Origin of the sequence: Xanthomarina sp. F1114, assembly GCF_026410255.1 — a bacterium.
Taxonomy (GTDB): domain Bacteria; phylum Bacteroidota; class Bacteroidia; order Flavobacteriales; family Flavobacteriaceae; genus Xanthomarina.
In genome coordinates this window covers 1-21,705 of the sequence record NZ_JAPMLL010000008.1, presented here as the reverse complement: position 1 = coordinate 21,705, position 21,705 = coordinate 1, and the positions used below count along the sequence as shown (strand labels likewise).

18 protein-coding genes are annotated in these 21,705 nt (G+C 31.1%); 6 read left to right on the top strand and 12 right to left on the bottom strand.

The annotated features are described in order from the left end of the window. Nucleotides 1–86 precede the first annotated feature (86 nt). Nucleotides 87–1,781 (bottom strand): lysine--tRNA ligase, encoded by a 1,695-nt coding sequence (gene lysS / locus OS188_RS07685; RefSeq protein WP_267148251.1) that lies wholly within the window; start codon nucleotides 1,779–1,781, stop codon nucleotides 87–89. A 181-nt stretch (nucleotides 1,782–1,962) separates the two neighbouring features. Here lysS and OS188_RS07680 point away from each other — a divergent pair, with 181 nt between their 5' ends. From OS188_RS07680 to OS188_RS07670, 3 genes are all read left to right on the top strand, one after another. Then, nucleotides 1,963–2,121 (top strand): YqaE/Pmp3 family membrane protein, encoded by a 159-nt coding sequence (locus OS188_RS07680; RefSeq protein WP_267148250.1) that lies wholly within the window; start codon nucleotides 1,963–1,965, stop codon nucleotides 2,119–2,121. Nucleotides 2,122–2,247: 126 nt separating this feature from the next. Beyond that, nucleotides 2,248–2,967 (top strand): lipoyl(octanoyl) transferase LipB, encoded by a 720-nt coding sequence (gene lipB, locus OS188_RS07675; protein ID WP_267148249.1) that lies wholly within the window; start codon nucleotides 2,248–2,250, stop codon nucleotides 2,965–2,967. 164 nt (nucleotides 2,968–3,131) lie between these two features. Then, nucleotides 3,132–4,694, top strand: coding sequence for a T9SS type A sorting domain-containing protein (locus OS188_RS07670; RefSeq protein ID WP_267148248.1), 1,563 nt, complete (start codon nucleotides 3,132–3,134; stop codon nucleotides 4,692–4,694). A gap of 24 nt (nucleotides 4,695–4,718) precedes the next feature. Here OS188_RS07670 and OS188_RS07665 read toward each other — a convergent pair whose 3' ends face one another. From OS188_RS07665 to OS188_RS07635, 7 genes are all read right to left on the bottom strand, one after another. Continuing rightward, nucleotides 4,719–5,525: a TspO-related membrane protein gene (locus OS188_RS07665; RefSeq protein ID WP_267148247.1), complete on the bottom strand. Its 807-nt coding sequence runs from the start codon at nucleotides 5,523–5,525 to the stop codon at nucleotides 4,719–4,721. 79 nt (nucleotides 5,526–5,604) lie between these two features. Next, the gene (locus tag OS188_RS07660) at nucleotides 5,605–6,570 is read right to left on the bottom strand and encodes a bile acid:sodium symporter family protein (protein WP_267148246.1); all 966 of its coding nucleotides are present in this window, start codon (nucleotides 6,568–6,570) and stop codon (nucleotides 5,605–5,607) included. A 2-nt stretch (nucleotides 6,571–6,572) separates the two neighbouring features. After that, nucleotides 6,573–7,622, bottom strand: coding sequence for a nucleoid-associated protein (locus tag OS188_RS07655; protein ID WP_267148245.1), 1,050 nt, complete (start codon nucleotides 7,620–7,622; stop codon nucleotides 6,573–6,575). 112 nt (nucleotides 7,623–7,734) lie between these two features. Next, nucleotides 7,735–8,361 (bottom strand): hypothetical protein, encoded by a 627-nt coding sequence (locus OS188_RS07650; protein ID WP_267148244.1) that lies wholly within the window; start codon nucleotides 8,359–8,361, stop codon nucleotides 7,735–7,737. A gap of 112 nt (nucleotides 8,362–8,473) precedes the next feature. After that, nucleotides 8,474–9,070 carry a hypothetical protein gene (locus OS188_RS07645; protein WP_267148243.1) on the bottom strand — a complete coding sequence of 199 codons (597 nt, stop codon included), beginning with the start codon at nucleotides 9,068–9,070 and terminating at the stop codon, nucleotides 8,474–8,476. A gap of 151 nt (nucleotides 9,071–9,221) precedes the next feature. Beyond that, on the bottom strand, nucleotides 9,222–9,782 hold the full coding sequence (locus OS188_RS07640; protein WP_267148242.1) for an outer membrane beta-barrel protein: 561 nt from the start codon (nucleotides 9,780–9,782) through the stop codon (nucleotides 9,222–9,224). 771 nt (nucleotides 9,783–10,553) lie between these two features. Further along, complete coding sequence (locus tag OS188_RS07635; protein ID WP_267148241.1) at nucleotides 10,554–11,468, bottom strand: hypothetical protein; 915 nt, start codon at nucleotides 11,466–11,468, stop codon at nucleotides 10,554–10,556. A 351-nt stretch (nucleotides 11,469–11,819) separates the two neighbouring features. Between OS188_RS07635 and OS188_RS07630 the strand changes: the two genes are divergently transcribed. Continuing rightward, a complete protein-coding gene (locus OS188_RS07630; protein ID WP_267148240.1) occupies nucleotides 11,820–12,389 on the top strand; it encodes an RNA polymerase sigma factor in 570 nt (189 codons plus the stop codon). Between the two features lie 5 nt (nucleotides 12,390–12,394). Continuing rightward, nucleotides 12,395–13,114 (top strand): tetratricopeptide repeat protein, encoded by a 720-nt coding sequence (locus tag OS188_RS07625; protein ID WP_267148239.1) that lies wholly within the window; start codon nucleotides 12,395–12,397, stop codon nucleotides 13,112–13,114. Here OS188_RS07625 and OS188_RS07620 read toward each other — a convergent pair. From OS188_RS07620 to rnhB, 4 genes are all read right to left on the bottom strand, one after another. Then, entirely contained in the window at nucleotides 13,107–15,866 is a 2,760-nt protein-coding gene (locus OS188_RS07620; protein WP_267148238.1) for a CHAT domain-containing protein, read from the bottom strand. The two genes, OS188_RS07625 and OS188_RS07620, sit on opposite strands and share 8 nt — an antisense overlap. A 70-nt stretch (nucleotides 15,867–15,936) precedes the next feature. Further along, nucleotides 15,937–16,572, bottom strand: coding sequence for a hypothetical protein (locus tag OS188_RS07615; protein WP_267148237.1), 636 nt, complete (start codon nucleotides 16,570–16,572; stop codon nucleotides 15,937–15,939). A 129-nt stretch (nucleotides 16,573–16,701) separates the two neighbouring features. Continuing rightward, nucleotides 16,702–19,137, bottom strand: coding sequence for a ribonuclease HII (locus tag OS188_RS07610; RefSeq protein ID WP_267148236.1), 2,436 nt, complete (start codon nucleotides 19,135–19,137; stop codon nucleotides 16,702–16,704). Between the two features lie 30 nt (nucleotides 19,138–19,167). Further along, the gene (rnhB, locus tag OS188_RS07605) at nucleotides 19,168–19,767 is read right to left on the bottom strand and encodes a ribonuclease HII (protein ID WP_267148235.1); all 600 of its coding nucleotides are present in this window, start codon (nucleotides 19,765–19,767) and stop codon (nucleotides 19,168–19,170) included. A 178-nt stretch (nucleotides 19,768–19,945) separates the two neighbouring features. On the opposite strand from rnhB, the gene OS188_RS07600 reads away from it, so the two are divergent. Continuing rightward, a partial coding sequence (locus OS188_RS07600; RefSeq protein WP_267148234.1) for a putative porin occupies nucleotides 19,946–21,705 on the top strand: 1,760 nt, incomplete at its 3' end.

The following is a 21,705-nucleotide window of genomic DNA, read 5'->3' as shown; positions in this document are numbered from 1 at the left end:
TTTAGAAAAAGCAACTCCATAAAATACATTAAAAAAAAAGGAACTACATCTCTGCAGTTCCTTAAATATATAATTAAATGATATTCTTAGATTAGTTCCACAAACAAACCATCATCCGTTTTTTCAACTTTGGCAACTTTGTTTTTGGTTAAGTCTTTAATAGCCTTATCCCATTTTTTGTTAGATAAACCAGATTGTCCTTTCAAGTCGTTTAAATCTATTTTTTCAACTTTATTTAATATTTCTAAAACAGCTTTGGCATCTTCACTAATTGCTAAGGGCTTTTTCTCTGGTCTCATTTGAGGGAAAAACAGCACCTCTTGAATAGATTGATTATTAGTTAAAAACATAATTAATCTGTCCATTCCAATTCCCATTCCAGATGTTGGAGGCATCCCGTACTCTAAGGCACGAAGAAAATCGTGATCAATAAACTCGGTTGCTTCATCGTCTCCTTTTGCTGCCAATTTTAATTGATGCTCAAAACGCTCCCGTTGATCAATAGGATCGTTAAGCTCTGAATACGCATTGGCTATTTCTTTCCCACAAACCATAAGCTCAAAACGCTCGGTTAATTCTGGATTGTCTCTATGTTCTTTACATAACGGACTCATCTCTTTTGGATAATCTGTTATAAAAGTTGGTTGGATGTAATTACCTTCACATTTTTCTCCAAAAATTTCATCAATCAGCTTGCCTTTTCCCATGGTATTGTCAACTTCAACATCTAAGTCTTTCGCAGCTTGTCTAATGTCATCCTCGGTTTTACCAGTAATATCAAACCCTGTAAAATGCTTGATAGAATCTGCCATAGTTACTCTGGCATAAGGTGCTTTAAAGTCTATTTCGTGCTCGCCGAAAATGGCTTTGGTTGTTCCGTTTACAGCTGTAGCACAATGTTCCAATAATTGTTCACAGAAATCCATCATCCAGTTATAATCTTTATAAGCCACGTAGATTTCCATAGCTGTAAATTCTGGATTATGGGTTTTGTCCATACCTTCATTTCTGAAGTTTTTAGAAAACTCATAAACACCTTCAAAACCACCAACAATAAGACGCTTTAAATATAACTCGTTGGCAATTCTCATGTATAAAGGAATGTCCAAACTATTGTGGTGCGTTACAAATGGTCTTGCGGCTGCACCTCCAGGTATTGGCTGTAAAATAGGGGTTTCTACTTCAAAATAACCTGCGTCATTAAAGAAATCACGCATGGCATTGAAAAGCTTGGTTCTTTTAATAAACACCTCTTTTACGTGCGAATTCACCACTAAATCAGCATAACGTTGTCTGTAACGTAACTCAGGATCTGTAAATGCATCATGCACTTTTCCGTCTGCATCAGTCCTTGGAAGCGGCAATGGTCTAAGGGCCTTACTTAAAATAGTAAAATCTTTTACCTTCACTGTTTTTTCTCCTACTTTGGTAGTAAACAATTCTCCTTCTACACCTATAAAATCTCCTATATCTAAAAGCTTTTTATAAATGGTATTGTATTTTGTTTTGTCGTCTCCAGAACAAATCTCATCTCTGTTAAAGTAGACCTGTATTCTACCTTCGCTATCTTGAAGTTCAGCAAAACTAGCATTTCCTTGAATTCTACGAGACATTAAACGACCGGCAATAATTACCTTTTTACCTTCAGAAAAATCCTGTTTCACCTGTTTGGAAGTGTGGTTATAAGGAAATAAATCTGCTGGATAAGGATTGATGCCTAATTCGCGTAATTTTGAGAGCTTCTCTCTACGTACTAACTCTTGTTCTGATAATTGCGACATATATATTGAAATTGTAATATTTTTGAAGCAACAAAGATAATTACTATTAGTTAGGATATCAATTTATTATATTGGAAAATATTCTTGTAACAAATTAGTTGATTTCTGTACTAATAGGTATAAATCATCAATCAATTCTTCTTAAAAATTAAAAACCTTAGAAGAGTAAAAATTAAATTAAATGAGTTTTTGGCGTGTTATTCTTGCTATTATTTGTCCTCCTTTAGCCGTTATAGGTAAAGGATGTGGTTCTATTCTTATTGTTTTCTTATTATGGCTTTGTGGCTGGGTTCCCGGAGTAATAGCAGCTTTGGTGATTTTGAATAATCCGAAAAATTAGTTTTTTGTTTCAGCCACAGTAAAGAGTCGTCATCTTAATACCAAAGATGAAAAATATGTTATTGATGACGAATTTTGATTTTTAAATCCTGATTTTTTTCTTCAAAAAAGTGTAATTTTGTCGTCGATGAATAAGCAAATTGAACTACAGGATTTAGGAAGTAGAGACTATAAAGATACCTGGGATTACCAAGAATCTTTATTTAAAAGAATTATAGACATCAAGTTTAGCAATAGACGTGAGAATACGTGTATAGAAACTTCTAATTATTTTCTTTTTGTAGAACACCCACATGTTTACACTTTAGGGAAGAGTGGCGATATGAGTAATCTGCTTATTAATGAGGAACAACTTAAAGCTAAAGGTGCTAGTTTTTATAAAGTAAATAGAGGAGGAGATATTACGTATCATGGTCCCGGACAAATTGTAGGCTACCCGATATTAGATTTAGAAAATTTTTTTACAGACATCCATAAATACCTTCGCTTATTGGAAGAAATGATTATTCTTACTTTAGCAGAATACGGTTTAAAAGCCGAACGCAGCAAAGGAGAAACAGGAGTGTGGCTAGATGTAGATACGCCTTTTGCTAGAAAAATTTGTGCTATGGGTGTTCGTGCTTCACGCTGGGTAACCATGCACGGTTTTGCTTTAAATGTAAATGCCAATCTGGGTTATTTTGATAATATGATTCCTTGTGGAATTCGTGGAAAAGCAGTGACCTCTTTAAATGTGGAGCTTGGTAAAAAAGAAGTGAATGAAGCTGAAGTTAAAGAAAAATTACTGAAACACTTTTTGCAATTGTTTGAAGCAGAAATACAGAGTTCAGTGAGTAGTGGTTTTTAAACCGTCCTTGGTTTTATTAATTTGAAAATAGTAGTTGGAAAACCAAAATAACAAGTTGTTTTATTCTGTTTTATGTTTTTTTTGTAGATTTAAAAGATAAATACTAACAACATGTTATTAGAGATGTAGAATTTACAGCCAATAATAACTTCTAACCTACTACTATGAAACAATTTTACATTTCAATTTTTAGTCTATTATTTTCTACAATAGTTTTTTCTCAATCGTATTATTACACGGTGGAATCTATTCCGTATCAAGAATTTCAAGAACAAAATGTTGTTTTTTTTAGTGAAGATGATGTTTATTCCCCAACAATTACGCTTCCTTTTGGCTTTGAGTTTTATACTACAACTTATTTACATGAAGTAGTGATAGGTTCTAATGGTGTTATTGTTTTTGATGCTTCATTAGCTAATACTATTAATAATTGGAATATAAATGAAACCAGTTTAATTCCTTCATTAAATTTACCAAGTCCAGCTATTTTTGGAGTTTATCATGATATGGATAACAGTGTAGCCTCTTCTGAGGGAGGCGTTTATTATGGGGTTTCTGGTGAAGCTCCAAACAGACGTTTCTATATTTTTTATGAAGACATTCCTCTATTTGCATGCAATAGTTTACTTGCCACATCTCAAGTTGTTCTGCATGAAACATCTGGAATTATTGATATTTCTATAAAAAACAAACCAATTTGCGAAAATTGGAATGGTGGGAGAGCAATTGTTGGAATACAATGGGTAAATACATTTAGCTCGTTAGGTATTGCTCCTCCAGAAAGAAATAATGGGCAATGGGAAGCTACAAATGAGGCTTGGCGTTTTAAACCTTCTTCAGCTTTTAACGTTGTTGTTTGCGATGTTGATAACAATCAATCTGAACTTTTTAATATTGATGATTATAAAAATGAAATCTTAAGTTTATTTAATTTAGATCCTTCAATAAATACGGTTAATATTTTGGATTCAACCAATTTGCCAATATCAGGTGAAGTTTCAATAGGCGCCGGAAATAATGCGTTTACCGTAATTGTAAACCCAGAAACGGATAATGCCGTCTTTGATCTAACGGTTTCCTTTATTGATTGTAATAATGATCAGGAAGATGATGGAATTCCAAATGGCATGGAAGATGTCAATGGAAATGGGAATCTAGCAGACGACGATACAGATGGAGATGGAATTCCAAACTATTTGGATGACGACGACGATGGTGATACAGTAATTTCTGAATATGAAATTGTTTTTGGTGGCAGAAGTGGAAATATGACAAATCCCCCAGCATTTTTAGACACAGACAATGATGGAATACCAAATCATTTAGACATGGACGATGATGGAGATGGCGTAATTACGATGGATGAAGATTATAATGGTAATGGAGATGTAACTGACGACGACTTAAATGGAAACAATATTCCCGATTATCTAGACGTAGAAGTGCTTAATGTAGATGCAATAAGTTTAAATACCAAATTGTTCTCTATATACCCAAACCCTACAACAGATATGATATACTTACAATTTCCAGGAGATAATCAATTTGCTAATTCTGAAATTGATATAAAAGTATATAATATACATGGGCAACAAGTTTTACAATCTCATCATGAACTCATAAATAATGAGGTGGAACTAAATGTTTCTGACTTGTCTACTGGTCAATATATACTAGTAATCAAAAAAGATAGCTTATTAAAAGCGAAAAGATTTATTGTTGAATAATATCTGGTTTTTTAAGTCTGTGGATTAAGTATTTCTGGTAATATATTGCTTGAATTTAATAAACGGATTAGTTTCTCTATTCTTAAAACCGTGTATAGAACTACTTATTATTAAAATTAAAGCTGCAATTATAGCTGTATAAAAAACCAAGTTGTAGTCGGTTTTATTAGCCATAGCTATACCAATTAAGGCCCAAGCTCCCACCAGAGCAAATTCTCGCATGTTTCGTTTCCATGTGATAACAAGGTTAATTGCGGTGGCAATTAGAATCATTATAATAGTCCAGTGGGTTTCTGAAATTCCAAAACCATCCCAATTTATTTTAACTAAGTAAGACGAAACATTTGCTATACTCGCAACCGTTACCCATCCACTATAAATGGTAAAAGGCCACCAGACAAAAACAATAACTGTTATTGGAGCATCCCAAAGTTCCATGGAATTATTGATAACTATTTTAAGCAATGAAAAAAGCAGTAAGAATATAAATAGGCAAGAAAGACCTGTATATCCATACAACCAGCTAACAATCCAAGCACTATTTGCTATACATGAAATAACAAACCACCATCCTGTTTTTAGAATAAAATCATTATTAGACTTTATCTTAATAAATAGGCTTCTACTTTGATATATGACAAAACCAATAAGTAATAAATAGATAAATCCCCAAATTGAAAACGTGTAACCTGCAGGGGTGAATAAAGAGTTTAATTGCTTTGATACTTCACCAATAGTCGTGTTGTTTATTTTTCCTGTATTAGATAAATAATTAAGAACAATAGTTAAAACTAAGGCAATGATATTACTAACTTGAAGTGCTTTTCTCATACAAAACTTTTAATACGAAGTCTAAATTACAATTTTGATTTCGAAATCAAAATTTATTAAGTCACATAGATTTTGTAATCTAATGGTCTCTCTTAGCCAAACCTGTTGCAATCACGCTAACTATAAATATTTGTGCGGCATGAAAAATCATTAAGGGAAGCAACATAAAACCAACGGACATGGTACTTGGAAAAAGAATTTCGGCAAACACAGTACCGTGTACAAGCGATTTTTTTGTTCCACAAAATTGGGCTGTAATGCGGTCTTCAGTAGAAAAGTGGAGTTTTTTAGAGATAAAACCAGTGATAAAGTACACTACATAAAATAGTATAATTACTAATGTAAAAAGCAAGAGTAAATCGCGAATACGTATCGAGTTAAAAATATCTTCGTAAAAAGCTTCGGCAAAACTTTTATAAACAATAAGTAAAATAATCGACTTGTCGAATAGTGTTAATTGGGTTCTGTATTTAATGGCAAATTCACCCCAATATTTCTGCAAGAGTATTCCTAAAATTACTGGAATTAAAATTTGGATGATGAGTGATGAATATATGGATGTTATATTATAATTTGCTGTAGTTTGATCTAAAAATAAACCCATCCAAAGAGGTGTAACTACAATCCCTATAAGACCTGAAATACTAGCGTTAAATATAGCGGCAGGAATATTACCTTTTGCTATAGAGACCATAACAACCGAAGAAGATACTGTGGAAGGTAAAGCTGCCAAAAATAAAAACGAAAGCCATAGTAGCTCTGTTTCTTCGTTATATATTAGAGGTTTACAAAGAATTATAATAAGCGGAAATATTAAAAAGGTAGTTAATTGGACTAGCAAATGTAATTTCCAATTCTTTAAACCACTTTTAATTTTATTAGGGCTTAATTTTAAACCGTAAAAGAAGAAAATTAGCGAAATCCCAATAGTTCCAATTAAATCGAAAGGAATAGCACTTTGTTTACTGCCAAAGCTTGGAAAAATATAAGCTATAAAAACAGTAAGGGCAATGGCAATAACAAACTTATCGACCTTTATTTTCATTATTAACCTTCAGTATTAAAAAACACTTTATAATAGTGCATTTTTTTCTCATCGTCGTAACCACGTTCTAAATATTCGCTCGAAGCTTCCGGAGCATCAATATCTAATTTGATTTGAATATTGGTGTCTAGTTTAATATCGGTTTTAATCTTTTTCTTTTCTTTTTTAACAACTGCTTCAGCTACATCAAATTGATTCCTTATAACGAGGTCTTGTTCTCCTTCGAAGGTTTTTTTATAATCCTCGAATAAAGTTTTGTGTTTGTCTTCTTCAAAAATCTCATCTTTAAAGCGCTCCACATTTACGGTTTCATTTTCTTTAAAAAAATCGATGGTTTTAGCTAAAAAGGTATTCTGTTCTTGGTTGCCGTAAGATATCTTTAAAACCTCTTCAGAAAAATCTTTGCATAACTCAATATACTGTTGGGTATGGCTATTGGCATCATCAGCATATTTAATATTTAAGAAGTGGTTGGTCCAATATTGTGCATCGTAATTGTTATTGTCTGCACTTAAAATAATGGGACCTTCTGTATCTGTTTGGTTTAATATTAAGCAACCCTTATCTACTCTTTTAGAACTGATTCCTTTTTGAACCAAGACGTCATAACTATTGTTCTCTAAATAAGTTTGAAAGAAATTGACTTTGCTTTCAATTTTAAAAATTCCTAAGGCATTGGTGGTTATTTCATTGAATTCAATGCCTTCAAACATCACTACCAAAACATCGCCGGTTTTTATTTGTGCCGAATTAGATTGTTCGAACAAGTGTTTGACAATGTGTTTTGAGGTTTCAATAAAGGTGTCATCTTCATTAAACATTTGAGCGCTGTAGGTGTTAATTTCATTTAAAGAGATATCAGCATGATGATTAAATCTGTAAGATTGCACCACAGAACCAAAAGGTCTTAATAAAAACGGTAGCATCAGTTCGTAACTGGCTTCGTCAAAATGGACTTCTTTTTCAGAAAAAGCATTTTTGGTATTGTTGTGTTTGTTACCCACTTTATGGATGATACATTTGGATATGGAAGCATTTTTTCTAGAAATCATGGTCTGATAATTGAGTATGCAATACTAATCATTTCAAGAGAAAAAGTTGAATGTTGTTTATAAAAAAAATCCGAAGCGTTTAACTTCGGATTTAATGAGGCAAAAAGGATTTTTAATTTGCAATGCCGTAATAGCTACAAACAACGTCGTAATTATTTATATCAATACCAGCACTTTGTAATTCATGCATTACGGCTTCTTTACCACTCATAACGCGACCATTGCCCTCTGTGGTAGTGGTGTTAGTAGACTCTATAATAATAACTTTAACCCATTCAACAGCAGGCAAATTAGCATTTGGAGTGTGGTTTCCGTTTTCCTCGAAACAAACGAGACCTAAATGTTGAGGAGTTGGAAATCCTGTGTTAGTAGAAGTACCATAAGACACTAACATGTCCTTAAAACCCCCTCCTATAAATACTTTCCCAGGAACAATACTAGGTTCTTCAGAATCTGGAAATTTTACATAAGTAAGTATCACATCGTTTTCTATTACATAGTCTGTCAGTACATCTGTCAAGTTTAGTTTCATTCCAGAACCACTCGCTCTCCAGGAAGGTGAATTAAAAATAAAAGTTTGCACATTCGCATTACCATCTGCCCCGTCAGTTCCATCCATTCCAGCTGGACCTTGTGCACCATCGTTGCCATCTTCTGGAGAGCAAGAGAAACTAAAAGCGACTAAAAGAGCCAATAATACATACTTGGATTTTGACATTGTTGTTTGGATTGTTTTCATAATTTTTTTAAGTTTTTATTGATTTATAGGTTTAATGTTAGTTTATTTAGAAGGTTAACAAAAAGTAGAAAAAAGTCTGAAGGGTTAATTTCAGACTTTAATAAAAGTTGTTTTATAACTCTAAATTAAAATGATTTATAACTTCTTCATAAGTCATTTTTGAGTAGTCTATTTGTTGTACTCTTGCACCAGTATTTCCTGGAATTAGTACATATCTAAAACGATTTGTTGATGAAAATATCCACTCAGGTTGAGGTCCGTCTCGACGATAACGAATATTAATATTAGACTCCTCAACATAATAGGTGTAAAAATGATCTGTGGTACCACCGCCTATCGTAATTGGCAATTGAGCAATATGTCCTTCAGGCCAAACCTCGGGAACATAATTGCTAAGTTTTGCATAGACTAAAACAACACCATTGTTAATGATATCGTTTGTTAGTTCTGGAACATTAACCTCAAACTCAGCATAGGATATATAACCATTAGAAATAAATGTTTGACCATCTGGGCCAAACCAACTTGAGTAAATTACGTTTGCATTACCATCCGTACCATCCGTACCATCCGTACCATCGGCACCATCTACGCCATCGATTCCAGCTGGACCTTGAGGTCCTGGTTCGCCATCTTCTGGCGAGCATGCAAAACTAAAAGCTACAAATAAGGCTAATACTAAATACTTTGCTTTTAAAATTGTTTTCATGATTTTAAATTTTTATTGATTTATAACTTTTATGTTTTTAATTATAAAAGGTTAACAAAAAACAGAAAAACCAAACTTTAAGTTTGATTTTTCTGTTTTGAAGACTAATTCAAATAAAATAAGTAGTTTAATTACGATATGGGATATAAGCTTATAACTGAAACAAAATACCAGCATTAACGACTACCTGGTCAAATTCGCTTGCCACATATTTAGGTTCTAAATAGACACTTAATTTTTCTGAAAACGAATATTTTGCACCAGCTCCAATATTTGCGCCAAATGCATTATCGCTCACTTTGCTCGATCCATAGTAGTATCCATAATAAGAAGAGACACCTGTTTTGTAATTAGAATAATTTACACCTAACAGCGGGTAAATTTGTAATTTGCTTTCTATAATTTCAAAGAAATAGAGTGCATTTACATCTACAGCTAATAAATTTCTATTATATCCATATAATTTGCTGCCAAAGAAGTAAGTTATTCCTGGAGAAATGGCAATCTCTTCAGTAATGCCAAATTCAGCTTTACCTGTTATCCCTGGACCAGAAATTTCCCCGTTGTATCCAATACCACCACCAATAGAGATTTGGGCATGGGCTTGAAGACCAAATAAGAGCATGGTGGCGCAGGTTAAAAATGCAATCTTGTTTTTAATTGAATTGTAGTTTGGTAATGTCATGTTTTTAATTATTTTAAAGTTATTCATGTTTTCTTTTAATAAAATTTTAAATGGAAGGTTAACATCTGGTTAAAAGAAAGGACATAAATAGAGGTTTCCAACTTGTATTATTTTTGTGAAATACGAGATTAAAGAGGTGTTGCTTGTTATCTGAGAGCGCATGATGTTCAATATAACCCAGAGTAGATAAGAATTGTATTAGCTTGATTAAAAGTGCCTTTAAAAGAGTATTGTTTTTATAGAATTTTTAATTCTTGTTAAGTTGCTTAAACCTTATTCCCTATTAATAACTATGGTTCTATAAAAACGTGCTCTGGAGGCTTATTTGCTTTAATTTCTGTTGTACTACCTTCAAAGGAATTTTATGTCTAAAATCCAGTACCTAATTTATACCCCAATAAACATCTCTTAGAGCATATTTTTATGGAGAACTAACTTTTAGTTTGACTCGTATTTTTAGTAGAAAACACTTAAGCTTCATGCTCTCCAATAGGTAAGACTTGAGTGTAACTTGAAAAATGAGGTTTTTATTGAAGACGTTTTGTGTCTAAGATAAAGAAAAGTTATTTATAATAAATTGTCTTCACTTTGCAAGATATTGTTCCGTTAGAAAATAAAGAAAAACAATTTTAATGGTTTGAATACTATCAATTCTCTGGATGCTCATACATTTTTTATTTATTGAATGTTTCATGAAAATGTGTTTCTTAATTATTGATGATTAATTTGAATGATTAAAAGTTGATAACAACATAACCTAAAGACAAATGTTGGTCTTAAAAAAGGCTTATTACATCTTTAATAGGTTTCGTAGGTCCAGGTTCTATAATGGGTAGAATTAGAACCATTTGAATAAGTATTGTAAATTTCAACAGATGTTGGATAGTCCTTGTCGTTATAAACATAGGTATAGACGCTATTATTTGAAGACCCAAAATCGCTGGAGTATTCGCTAGAGATAACGTTATTATTGCTAAAATAACTTAATCTAAAAAGTGTATAATTACCAAAAAAATTCGTTGTAGAAAGAGAAATCATATTATACAACGAGAAATTAGATGTAACACCACAATCGCTAAGTAATAGTTTTGATGGGTTTTTTTTAGTGTCATACACAAAAGTATAGTCTTGGAGATATGAATATAAAACGTCATCATGACTGTAATAATTAATAACCTGAGAAACATTCCCATTGGAGTCATAGCTTATAAGATTACGCGAATATACGGAGTCAGATATATACTTTTCGGTAATAGATATTAACTCTTTATTCGCGTTATATTCAAATAATCTCTGCATATTTTTAGTTTCTCCACTGTTATTAACATAGCTCAGGGTTTGATGGGCAATTAACCCATCATTATTATAAGTTAAATTTGTTTTTTGATTACTGTAAGTTGCAGTATCTGGCATTGTAATTTCAGAAATTCGTCCTTGAGAATTATAGTTAAAACTCTGGACTCCTAATTGAATTATTTTATTGTCTGAATTATAAACTATGTTTCCAGGAGTATCTGGTGAATTACGGTATTCAGAAACATAACCATCCGTATTATAGGTTACTAAATATTCATTAGAATTAAAACTATACGTTTTTAACCTAGTGTTTTCTGGTGGTGTTATTATATCTTCTCCATCATCGTCTGTGCTACAATTAAAAAGAGAAAGTAAAATAATAAGTGTTAAAAAGGATTGTTTCAATAAAGTTCTCATATATATGGCTTTTAAATAGTTTATAATGTTATAACTCATGTTAATCTGTGAGCGTTCCAAATTGTAAAATTTGACTATTGTTTTCAGGTTTGAATCTAGTATTCTAGTTTGTAAATAGACTAGATATTACTTTTGTCTTACACTTATTAGTGTGGTTTTTAATAGATGGTAAACATCTTATAGCATAAATTTTTTAACGTATATCATCTAGGTCATGTTTTGATATTAGAAAACTAGGGTGTGTATAAATTTTAATGAAATACTTAGATCTGTAAGAAAAATGAATGTCTTATGCTTAAAAAAAGTTAATTTAGCAGGATTATGTTAACCTTTTATAATTTAGGATATTAAATGCATAGAGTTCAAGAGAACATAACTATTGAAGATTTAAAACAAGGCTCCGATTTGCTCTTTAAAAGAATATACGAAGACAATAGGGACAAGTTTATAAATTTTGCTAGAAAATACCATCTACCACAAGAAGATGTTATAGATGTCTATCAAGATGCCTATATAATTTTTTATAATAATGTGATGCAGGGGAAAATAGAGGAGTTTACAAGTTCTATCTCTACGTATTTATTTAGTATAGGAAAGTATTTAATTTTTGATAAGATGAAAAAGAATAATAAGACCATAAATCCAGATTTCGATTTATCTCTTATTAGAGAAAAGGAAGAACTTGTGGATTCAAATTTAGATTTAGATCAAGGAGAGCTAACTACAGAGCAAGTTTTATTAAAGAAATATTTTGGAACTCTAGGAAAAAAATGTCAAGAACTGTTAACCTTATTCTATTATAGAGGATATAGTATAAAGGATATTATTGAGGCTAGCGAATACACAAGCGAAAATGTTGTAAAAAGTGCGAAGTCCAGATGTATGAAAACCTTAAAGGAAAGAATTAATAGCAACCAATAATAAAAATGAACAATCAAGATTTACTATATCATTATTTCTCTAACAGTTTAACAGCTGAGCAAGAGGCTCTATTCCAAAATTTACTGGAAACAGATCCCGATTTTAAAGCTCAATTTAAGTTAGAGGAAGATTTACAAAAAGCTATTAAAAGCACCCATACAGATAGATTAAAAAAGAAACTTCAAGGTTTTGAAAATCAATTAGATAAACCAAAAACCACCATTTTTAACCATAGAAACCTTGCTATTGCAGCTTCAATAGCTTTATTAATTGGATGGTTTGGATACAACACTCTTTTTAACACCAATTATAATAGTTTATACGATACTAATTTTAGTGCTTATCCAAACACGGTTTATACCATTACAAGAAGCGATGATGCTAAGTCTATAGAAAGAGAAGCGTTTGTTGCTTACGAAACTAAAAACTACCAGATTGCTATTGAGAAGTTTGATGCTATTCCTAAAGAAGCAAAAGAAAACTATATCAATTTTTATAAAGCACAAGCTTTTTTAGGGCTTAATAACTCTGAGGAAGCGAAAAACTTATTTGCCCAGGTGGTTCAGGAAAATCAGGGTTTTGAAGCAGAATCGACTTGGTATTTAGCATTGATAGCTGTTAAAGCGCAAGATAAAGATCTGGCAAAAACTTATTTAGAAGATTTAATTACTAATTACACTTATAATAAGGACAAAGCTGAAAAGCTTCTAAAAGAACTTAAGTAGTCTTTTTAAATTTCCTTATAGAAATAACTAAGATAACAAGAGCCCCAATTCCAAATACATACCACCATAAATTAGTAGGAGATGTAATAGCTGCAGTTTTTCCAGAAATAACAAAACCAGACCAGTAATAAGGATGTATTAAGGAGTTTTGATTATTATCTTTTATATATGATACTTGAGCCTGCTGTAGGGCTAAGTTTTTTGATTTTCCTTCTGATAGATTTTTATAGAAAACATCCATAATCTTTAAAGCTGACCCATCGTTAATCTTCCATAAAGTACTGGATATACTAGAAGCTCCACTAAAGTAAAACCCTCTAGCTAAACTTATAAAACCTTCTCCACGCTTTAAATTACCTATGCCACTCTCGCAAGCACTTAAAGTAACTAAATTGGAGTTGAGGTTTAAATTGTACAAATCACTTACATATAACAAATTAGTTTCCGCATTATTGGGTTCAAAGGCTAAATATGAATATTCGGGAACTTCATCATTTAAAATGGCATGCGTTGCAAAATGTAATAAGCCATAATTTTTACTTTCTAAATTGAAATTCTGAAGCGTTGCTTGTTCTTTTATTAATGTTTTTCCGTCGAAGTAATTTAATATATCTTCCGCCTCATTTTGATTATGAGGTAATGGAAGTAGATTGTTATAAGATGAAGCTTCAAAACTAGGAGCAAAAGCCAAAACTTTATTATTAGTATTTTCTTTTTCTGAGAGTTGCTTTAATAAAGTAGCTGAATTAGCATAACTAATAGCATGCTTTTCTATTAAATAATTTGAATCTCCATCTGTAGATAAACTGGAAAAAGGGACATAATTCAATAAGCCGTCGGTTACTACAATTAGTTTTTTTCCTGAAAGACCTTCTAAACTTGGTACGACTAATTTTTTATATAAGTCATTTGTTTTTTTGTTTAACACTTCTAGATCAGACGTTGGATTGTTAAGCATACTATATATAGAAATTATTTCATTTTTTATAGCAGGATTTAACTTGTATTGTTGAATGGTCTTTGAGTTTTTTGAAACACTTATTATATATATAGCTTTATTTCCATAAAAGTAAGACAGTAGGGCTTCTTTAGGTTTTAAGAATTTTTGAAAATCACTTATGGAAATTACATCTTGACTGTATTTTAAATCGTAATAACTTTTATAATTAGTCTCAATTGTGTTTATTAATTCTCTATAAGTTCTTTTTGTTTCAAATAACTCATTTTCTAAAGTATTGGTTTTAGATTTGTTTAGTTTCTTTTCTAAATAATTGATTTGAGATTTTAAAACCTGTTCCTTTTCAATAATATCTTTAGGAATGTTGGCAAACTTTGTAGCTCTGGTACTAAGAAGAGCATCTAATAATAAGACACTTTTACTTTTTTCCGAATAATAAAAAGCTCTGTCAATTAGAGAATCTTGCTTGGTATTATTGTATAAATTATACGTAGCTTCCATTCCAGACTCGAAAATAGGAAAGGCATCTTCCATTAAAAACAACTTGTCTTCATTGCTTTTAAATGTTGGTTTTAATAGATCTAAAGTTTGTAATGCCTGATTTACGGTTAAGATATTATCAACATAAAGTTGTTTGCTATTTAAAACATCTGCTTTGTTTTTAAGAACTTTTAAGATTGTAGTTTCATTTATGGTAGAATTTGTTTTGTCTAAGGGAAACTGCGAAATAGCTAAGTTATAAGATTCAAGAGCTTTCTCGGGTTGATTAAATTTGAAGTGTAGCTTTCCAATGGTATTGTAAATTTCGGCTACTTCGTTATGTGGTTTGTTTTGCCATTTTTGTTTAATAAATTCCAGGGCTTTCTGTAATTCGGCCTGTGCTAACTCATATTCACCTGTAGCGTTATAAATCTTGGCTTTAGCTTCGTAATATCTATTTTTAATTGGGTGATTCTCTGAAAGATGGTCTTTAATTATTTTCAAGTAATAAAAGGCGCTATCCGTTTTAGATTTGCTTAAATAGTTTTCTAATAAATGATTAGCTTCAGTAATAATACTACTTGAATTGCCCTGATTATTTAAATTATATTCCAAAGACTTTTTAAAGTAGAGATTGGAAGCATCTAACTGATTTTGAAGTTTTAATACTTCGGCAAGAAGACTATAGTTTCTGTTTATTTTAATAATATCATCAGCCTTTTTAGTTTCTAAATAATGAATGTTTTTTGTGTAGTAGTCTTTTGCAAGTTCGTATTTTTCATCATTCACATACATTTTAGCTATATAACTGTAAGCGCTGGTTAATAAATCTATTAAGTACACATTGAGTTCGTTCTCTTTTAAGGCTTCGATAGAGCTGATAATGGCCTGATAAGATTTTCTTGCATTTTCATAATCGTTTAATGTAAAATAATAGATCCCTTTGTCAAAATATATGTTATTTATATAAACTAAATAGTTATCTGTTTTTCGTAACTCTACATCATTTTTTAAAACAATAGAATCCAATTGCTTTAAATTAAGCTTTAATCTCTCAAGGTTGTAAAAATGGGCAGCTGTTTTATTTGAAGCGCTAAGACTACTTATTAAACTTTCAATATCTTCATGTTTAATAGCTTCGGTATTAATTTTGTCAAAATAATAGAAAGCAGAATCTTGATTAGAATATAAGTGTTGAAAGGCTTTCCCGTATAAAGTTGTTATGTTGCTGTAGTAAGTAGAATCTATTGTGTTTTGAGCAATAGCTAGGTTTGCGGACCATAATATAGCTAATAAAAATAGGGGCAAATTCATAAAAAAAGTCTTCAGTATAACTGAAGACTAATTTACAAATATTTTAGCGAATAGCTTGTTTTTCCAATATTTATGGCAATTTTTCAAAATTGACGTGAATAGTATAGCTGTCCGAATCGCTTTGGACCACAATAAAGGCTTCTCCAACAAATCCAGGTTGCTCGAAAGTGAAAGGTTGATATCTTCCATTGTTTTTGGATCCTGGAATATCCTCTATTGGCGTGTTACTATCTGTGTTTACAATATTAGATTCATCATTATAAGAATAGATTGAAATACTTATCTGGTCTGTTCCAGGTAATAACACAATATTCTCTATAGAATTATAGAGATAATAACAAACACAAGGAGAAGGAGTAGGAACCGGAGGTAAAATTGGTTTTGGAATTAAAAAAGCTGAGTCTGGAGTTGGAATGGTAGACATTTCACTTTCGTATTCACCTATCTGAAGGTTGGCAATTTCAATGTTTTCTTGAGCTTCTTCATAACCAGGATCATTTTCTGGAACTTGATTCCAAATATCAATGTCTGCATTAAGTTGTGCAATTTCTGTTGTTAGATAAAACCCACGCAAGTCGCCTTCATAAATATAATTAGTGGCTGTTATTACAGGTTCGGGTGTCGTGCCTTCATCATCATTATCGCAACTGGTATTAGTAACGAATATTAACGATAAACAAAATAAGGTTAAAATGTGCTTTTTCATAATTAATAATTTTTTTTGATTGTACGTTGGTTCATTATAATGTACGTGCCTTTTAATAGAATAGATTATATAAAGTTAACATTTTTAAACTATTTGTTGTTTTGGTAATAAGTGCAAACCTTAATTTAACTAGTTTATTTGATAAATAATAATGGCATTATTATCACCCTTTGTTACAAATTCTAAATTTCTATCTTTATCTATATTGTCTAAAGTTATTTTAGAATTACCGTAAACTGGAAAATTCGCTATAGATTTAGCTTGGCTGTCAAACAGATATATTTTTTTAGCTTGTAAATCGGTTATAGAAACATAAATCTTATCGTTAATATAAAATATGTCCGGCTCTGTATAATTACCATAATCCATCTCTAGTGTCTTACCTTTTATAGTCAACCTATTCTCAGACTGTGCAACAAGAGTTTTACTCGTGCTAACAATGTTGTGCATATCTGTTAATTGAAGGCTTTGCGCAGACGTGTTTCCTTTTACGTCTATAGTAATTAATTTACCGTCTTTAGATGTTGTAATAAATTTATTGTTGTATAAATAAACAGCCTGATTAGAGTAGGAATAATTGTTTTTAGGTTTTACTCGTGTTTTTCCTGTTCTGTCTAGAATATAAAGTTTGTTGGAAGTTTTTAAAAGCAAATAGTCTTTTCTGCCTATTCTAATATGTTGAGGTTGATGTATCAAATCGCTTTCAGCTTTACTATACTTAAAACCTTTTACTGTATTCCCTAATTGATTGTACATAAGAATATTTTTACCCTGTGTAACTAATAATCTGTAATTTCTATTATTGTCATAATCGAAAACGGAAAGAGGTTGAGTAATTTTATCGTTAAATTTTAACGGGAATGGCGACACATCTTTTCCATTTCGGTCTATAACATAGACTCTACTTGAAGTTGCAAAAGCTAGTTGTAGCCTTCCATTTTTGTACATGTCTATCTGTTCTATTTTCCCTAGAATAGCACCATCAAGTTGCTTTTTCCAGATAAGTGTACCTGTATTCGATATTAAATACAAGTTGTTTTTTACATCCTGAAGTACAATTTCCTTTTGGTTTGTTTCATGATTTACTACAAAATGTGGCGTATTTAATAAGTCGTTGGTAATTTTTATATTGAATTCTTCGGTTACCGAATTCTCTACCGCCTTGGTTTTACTCTTTTTAACCACAGCATTTACATGAGCAAAATTAGTGTCGTAAATATATTGAACGGCAGACGTATTGTATTTATCTAGCTTTAATGAAAACTCTTCCCGAAGAAGTTGTTCTAATTTATGGTTTAGAGTATTTGGAGCCATGACATATAATAAGGAAGACTCATCGCTTAGATTTTCTTTTACAGCTTCAAAATAAGACCTTTCTCCTATGGTTGTATTATTTTGATAACTGGCAATAATGTTCTGAAGCATCTCTATAGAGTTTGCAAAAACAAAATAGTTATCTAATATACAATATAAGTTAGCCTGATTAAACTGTATAAATGGAGAAAAACTTCTTTTAAACAAATCGGGTTTGCTAAAACTATAGATGTCGACCTGTCTGTAGCTTTCTACAAAATTTTGATCGTTTAAAAGTGCATCTCCAGTTGATAGTTCGTCTAAAGAGTTTAATACAACAGCTTCTTGCTTGCCTTCAAAAATAACACCCACTTCAACAATATTATCAAACAGGGGAGTTTCTGTAATTATAGTATCTCTTACTTGATAGTTTTTTAGATTCGCTTTAAAATTAGCATAATTATTAAAAGTAAAACTCAGAAAACCATCGCTATTGGCAGGTGTAATTTTGGCTAATTTATTTTCTTGAGGAATAGTGTTTTTAAATACATTAATTAGACTTTTTGTAGAATCCGTTGCTTTTACTATTCCATTAAACAAAATTTCGTCCTGTTTTAAATCGATATCTAATAATAAGGAGTTAGTCCATTTAATATGACTTATAGAATCATTCAAAAAAAACGAATTCAAAGAATTAGAGTTTTCTTGAATCAAAACAGATAGAGGACTATCTTTATCGGCCGTATTTAATAGTTCTGCCAATTCTGATGGCTCTTTCTTTTTTATTAAAGACTTTTTTAATAATTCTAATTCAGACGATCCAATAAATATACTATCCTTAATAATACTAAACATCACATTATTATCTACCGTAGTTTTGGTTATAGCATCGTGAGTGTTAGACTTAATAGTTTCTATTTTATGATTGGGAAGTGAGTCTACAGAAAACAGATTTTTTGAGTATGGTGTTATAATGGTATACTGAAGACTATCTTTAGTATCTTTTGAGAAAGATAATAGCAGTTCATTATTGGTGTTAAAATAATTTAAGAGAGCTATTTTGTTTGAAACTGTAGAATAAGCACCTAAGTTTGATAGTTTTTGTAAAAACTGATTGTTGGTAATATTGTTTTTCACACTTCCTAAATCGGAAATTTTTATTACAACCGATGTGTTTTCAGCAATAAAATCTGAAGGTTTACTATATTTATTATTGGTATTACAGCTTGTAATTAATAAAGCGATTAAGATGAAATAAAATATTCCTTTCATTTACTTGAGGGTTTGTGCAAATATAATAAGTTATACTTCTAATTTTAATTGATCTGGTAACAGCCTAAAAGATTTTCTGTGATAATCCGTAATACCATGATTTTTTATGGCAAGCCTATGCTGTTTGGTAGGGTAGCCTTTATTTTGTTGCCAATTATACATAGGAAATTCTTGATGAATTTCTTTCATATAATCATCTCTATACGTTTTTGCTAAAACAGAAGCGGCAGCAATAGAAAGATATTTACTATCTCCTTTTACAATAGTTTTACTAGGAATATCTTGGTATGGCCTAAATTTATTTCCATCAACTATAATAAACTCGGGTGTTATTTTTAACTTCTTTATTGCTTCATGCATGGCAAGTATAGACGCATTAAGAATGTTTATTTTATCAATTTTCTTAGGAAAAACGTGAGCTACACTAAACGCCAAGGCATGCTCTTCGATATAAGGTCTTAAAAGATTTCTGTTTTTTTCAGAAAGTTGTTTCGAATCGTTTAAAATATCACTCTTAAAACCTGAAGGTAGTATCACGGCAGCAGCTGTTACAGGTCCACATAGGCAGCCTCTACCAGCTTCATCTGTGCCACATTCTAGGGGGAAGTTTGAATAATTAAATTTTAGCATTTATATAAATCTTAAGAATAAGACGTTATTATTAATTGTAATATTGTCTATAATAAATAAAATCCAAAAAGATATTTTCTATTTTTGACAAAAATTATTTACTATCTGTTTATTTGAATCCAATATAACTGTACAAATTTAAAAACATCTTAGCTCCTGCAAGGTCTAAAAAATAATTATGAGGAGAATATTTTTAGCATTTTTTTTATTAGCTTTTGTCAATATTGGGTTTTCTCAAATTACACCTACTATTAATAAGGAAGAAGGAAGTATTATTAGAGGAAACACTAATGAAGATTCTTTTAATAGAGGCTCTTCAAAAAGCACTAGTAATAAGGGACTTGTAAATAAGGATGCTAAAATTGAACAATATTTAATTATCTCGCATACTAGAGACACAACTATTGTCGATACCTCTCTAACAGTTAAAAAGGAATATAAGTTTAATTATCTTCGAAAAGACAATTTTAATTTAATGGCCTTTTCTAACGTAGGTCAGTCTTATAATACATTAATTTATAATTTTGACGATAACAAGCTTATGCCTTTATTTGGCGCGCGAGCTAGACATTTTAATTATATGGAAATAGAAGATGTCAACTATTACCATGTGCCTACACCTTTTACAGATCTTTATTATAAAACAGCATTTACACAAGGGCAGCAAGTCGATGCCTTTTTTACTGTTAATACCTCCAAGCAATTTAACTTCTCAATTGCATATAAAGGTTTGCGCTCTTTAGGAAAATATCAACACGCCTTAACCAGCACAGGAAATTTTAGGTTTACGACTAGTTACAAAACTAAAAATAATAGATATATAGCAAACGCACATGTTGTGATGCAAGATTTGTTAAATGAAGAAAATGGAGGACTCCAAGATAGTAATGTGCCATATTTTGAATCAGGAAACGAAGAGTTTAAAGATAGATCTGTTTTAGCCGTTAATTTTGAAGATGCAGAAAGCATGTTAAAAGGGAAGAGGTTTCATCTTGATCATAGTTTCAAAATTTTAAAAGATACAGATTCCTTAACTAAAAATAAATTGAGTATTGGAAATATCCTTTCTTTTGAAGATAAGTATTATGAATATAATCAAAGTAAGCAAAACGATTATTTTGGAAAAGCATTTCAATCATCAGGCTTGAGAGATCGGGTAACACTCGAGAATTTTTATGCACAAGCTTATGCCAATTATAGTAATAATATCTTGGGTAATCTCGAATTTCATATTGATTATAATAACTATAATTACGGATACGATAAAGTAACCTATATTAACAACACATTAATAACAAATAGACTTTTAGGAGATGTAGTGGCTATTGGTGGGGCTTATTCTAAAGACATTAAGGGATTTCATATTGAAGCAGACTTTGGTTTAAATCTATCTGGAGATTTTGCTGGTAACTTTATAGAAGGAGCAGCCTCATATCAATTTACTAAGGATATTGCCTTTAGTGCAAGAATAAAGCATAACTCCCAAACTCCTAATTATAACTTCCTTTTATACCAAAGTGTTTATCAAAATTACAATTGGCAAACAGACTTTAATAATGTAAAGACCCAAAATATAGAATTTGCACTAAAATCTAATAAAATTGCCAATCTATCTGTAGGCATGACTACAATAAACGATTATGCCTACTTTAAAAAGGAAACAGATACAGGTTTTGTCAAGCCTTTTCAAAGTGATAAATCTATTAGCTATTTAAACATCAAGTTAGAAAAAGAGTTTAGGTATAAAAAGTTTGCTCTAGATAACACCATAGTTTATCAAACTGTAAAAGACGACAATGAAGTGTTTAATGTACCAGAGTTTGTAACAAGAAACACACTATACTACTCCAATCATTTTTTCAAGAAGGCCTTATTTTTACAAACAGGGATTACCTTCAATTATTTTTCTACTTATTATATGAATGGTTACGATCCACT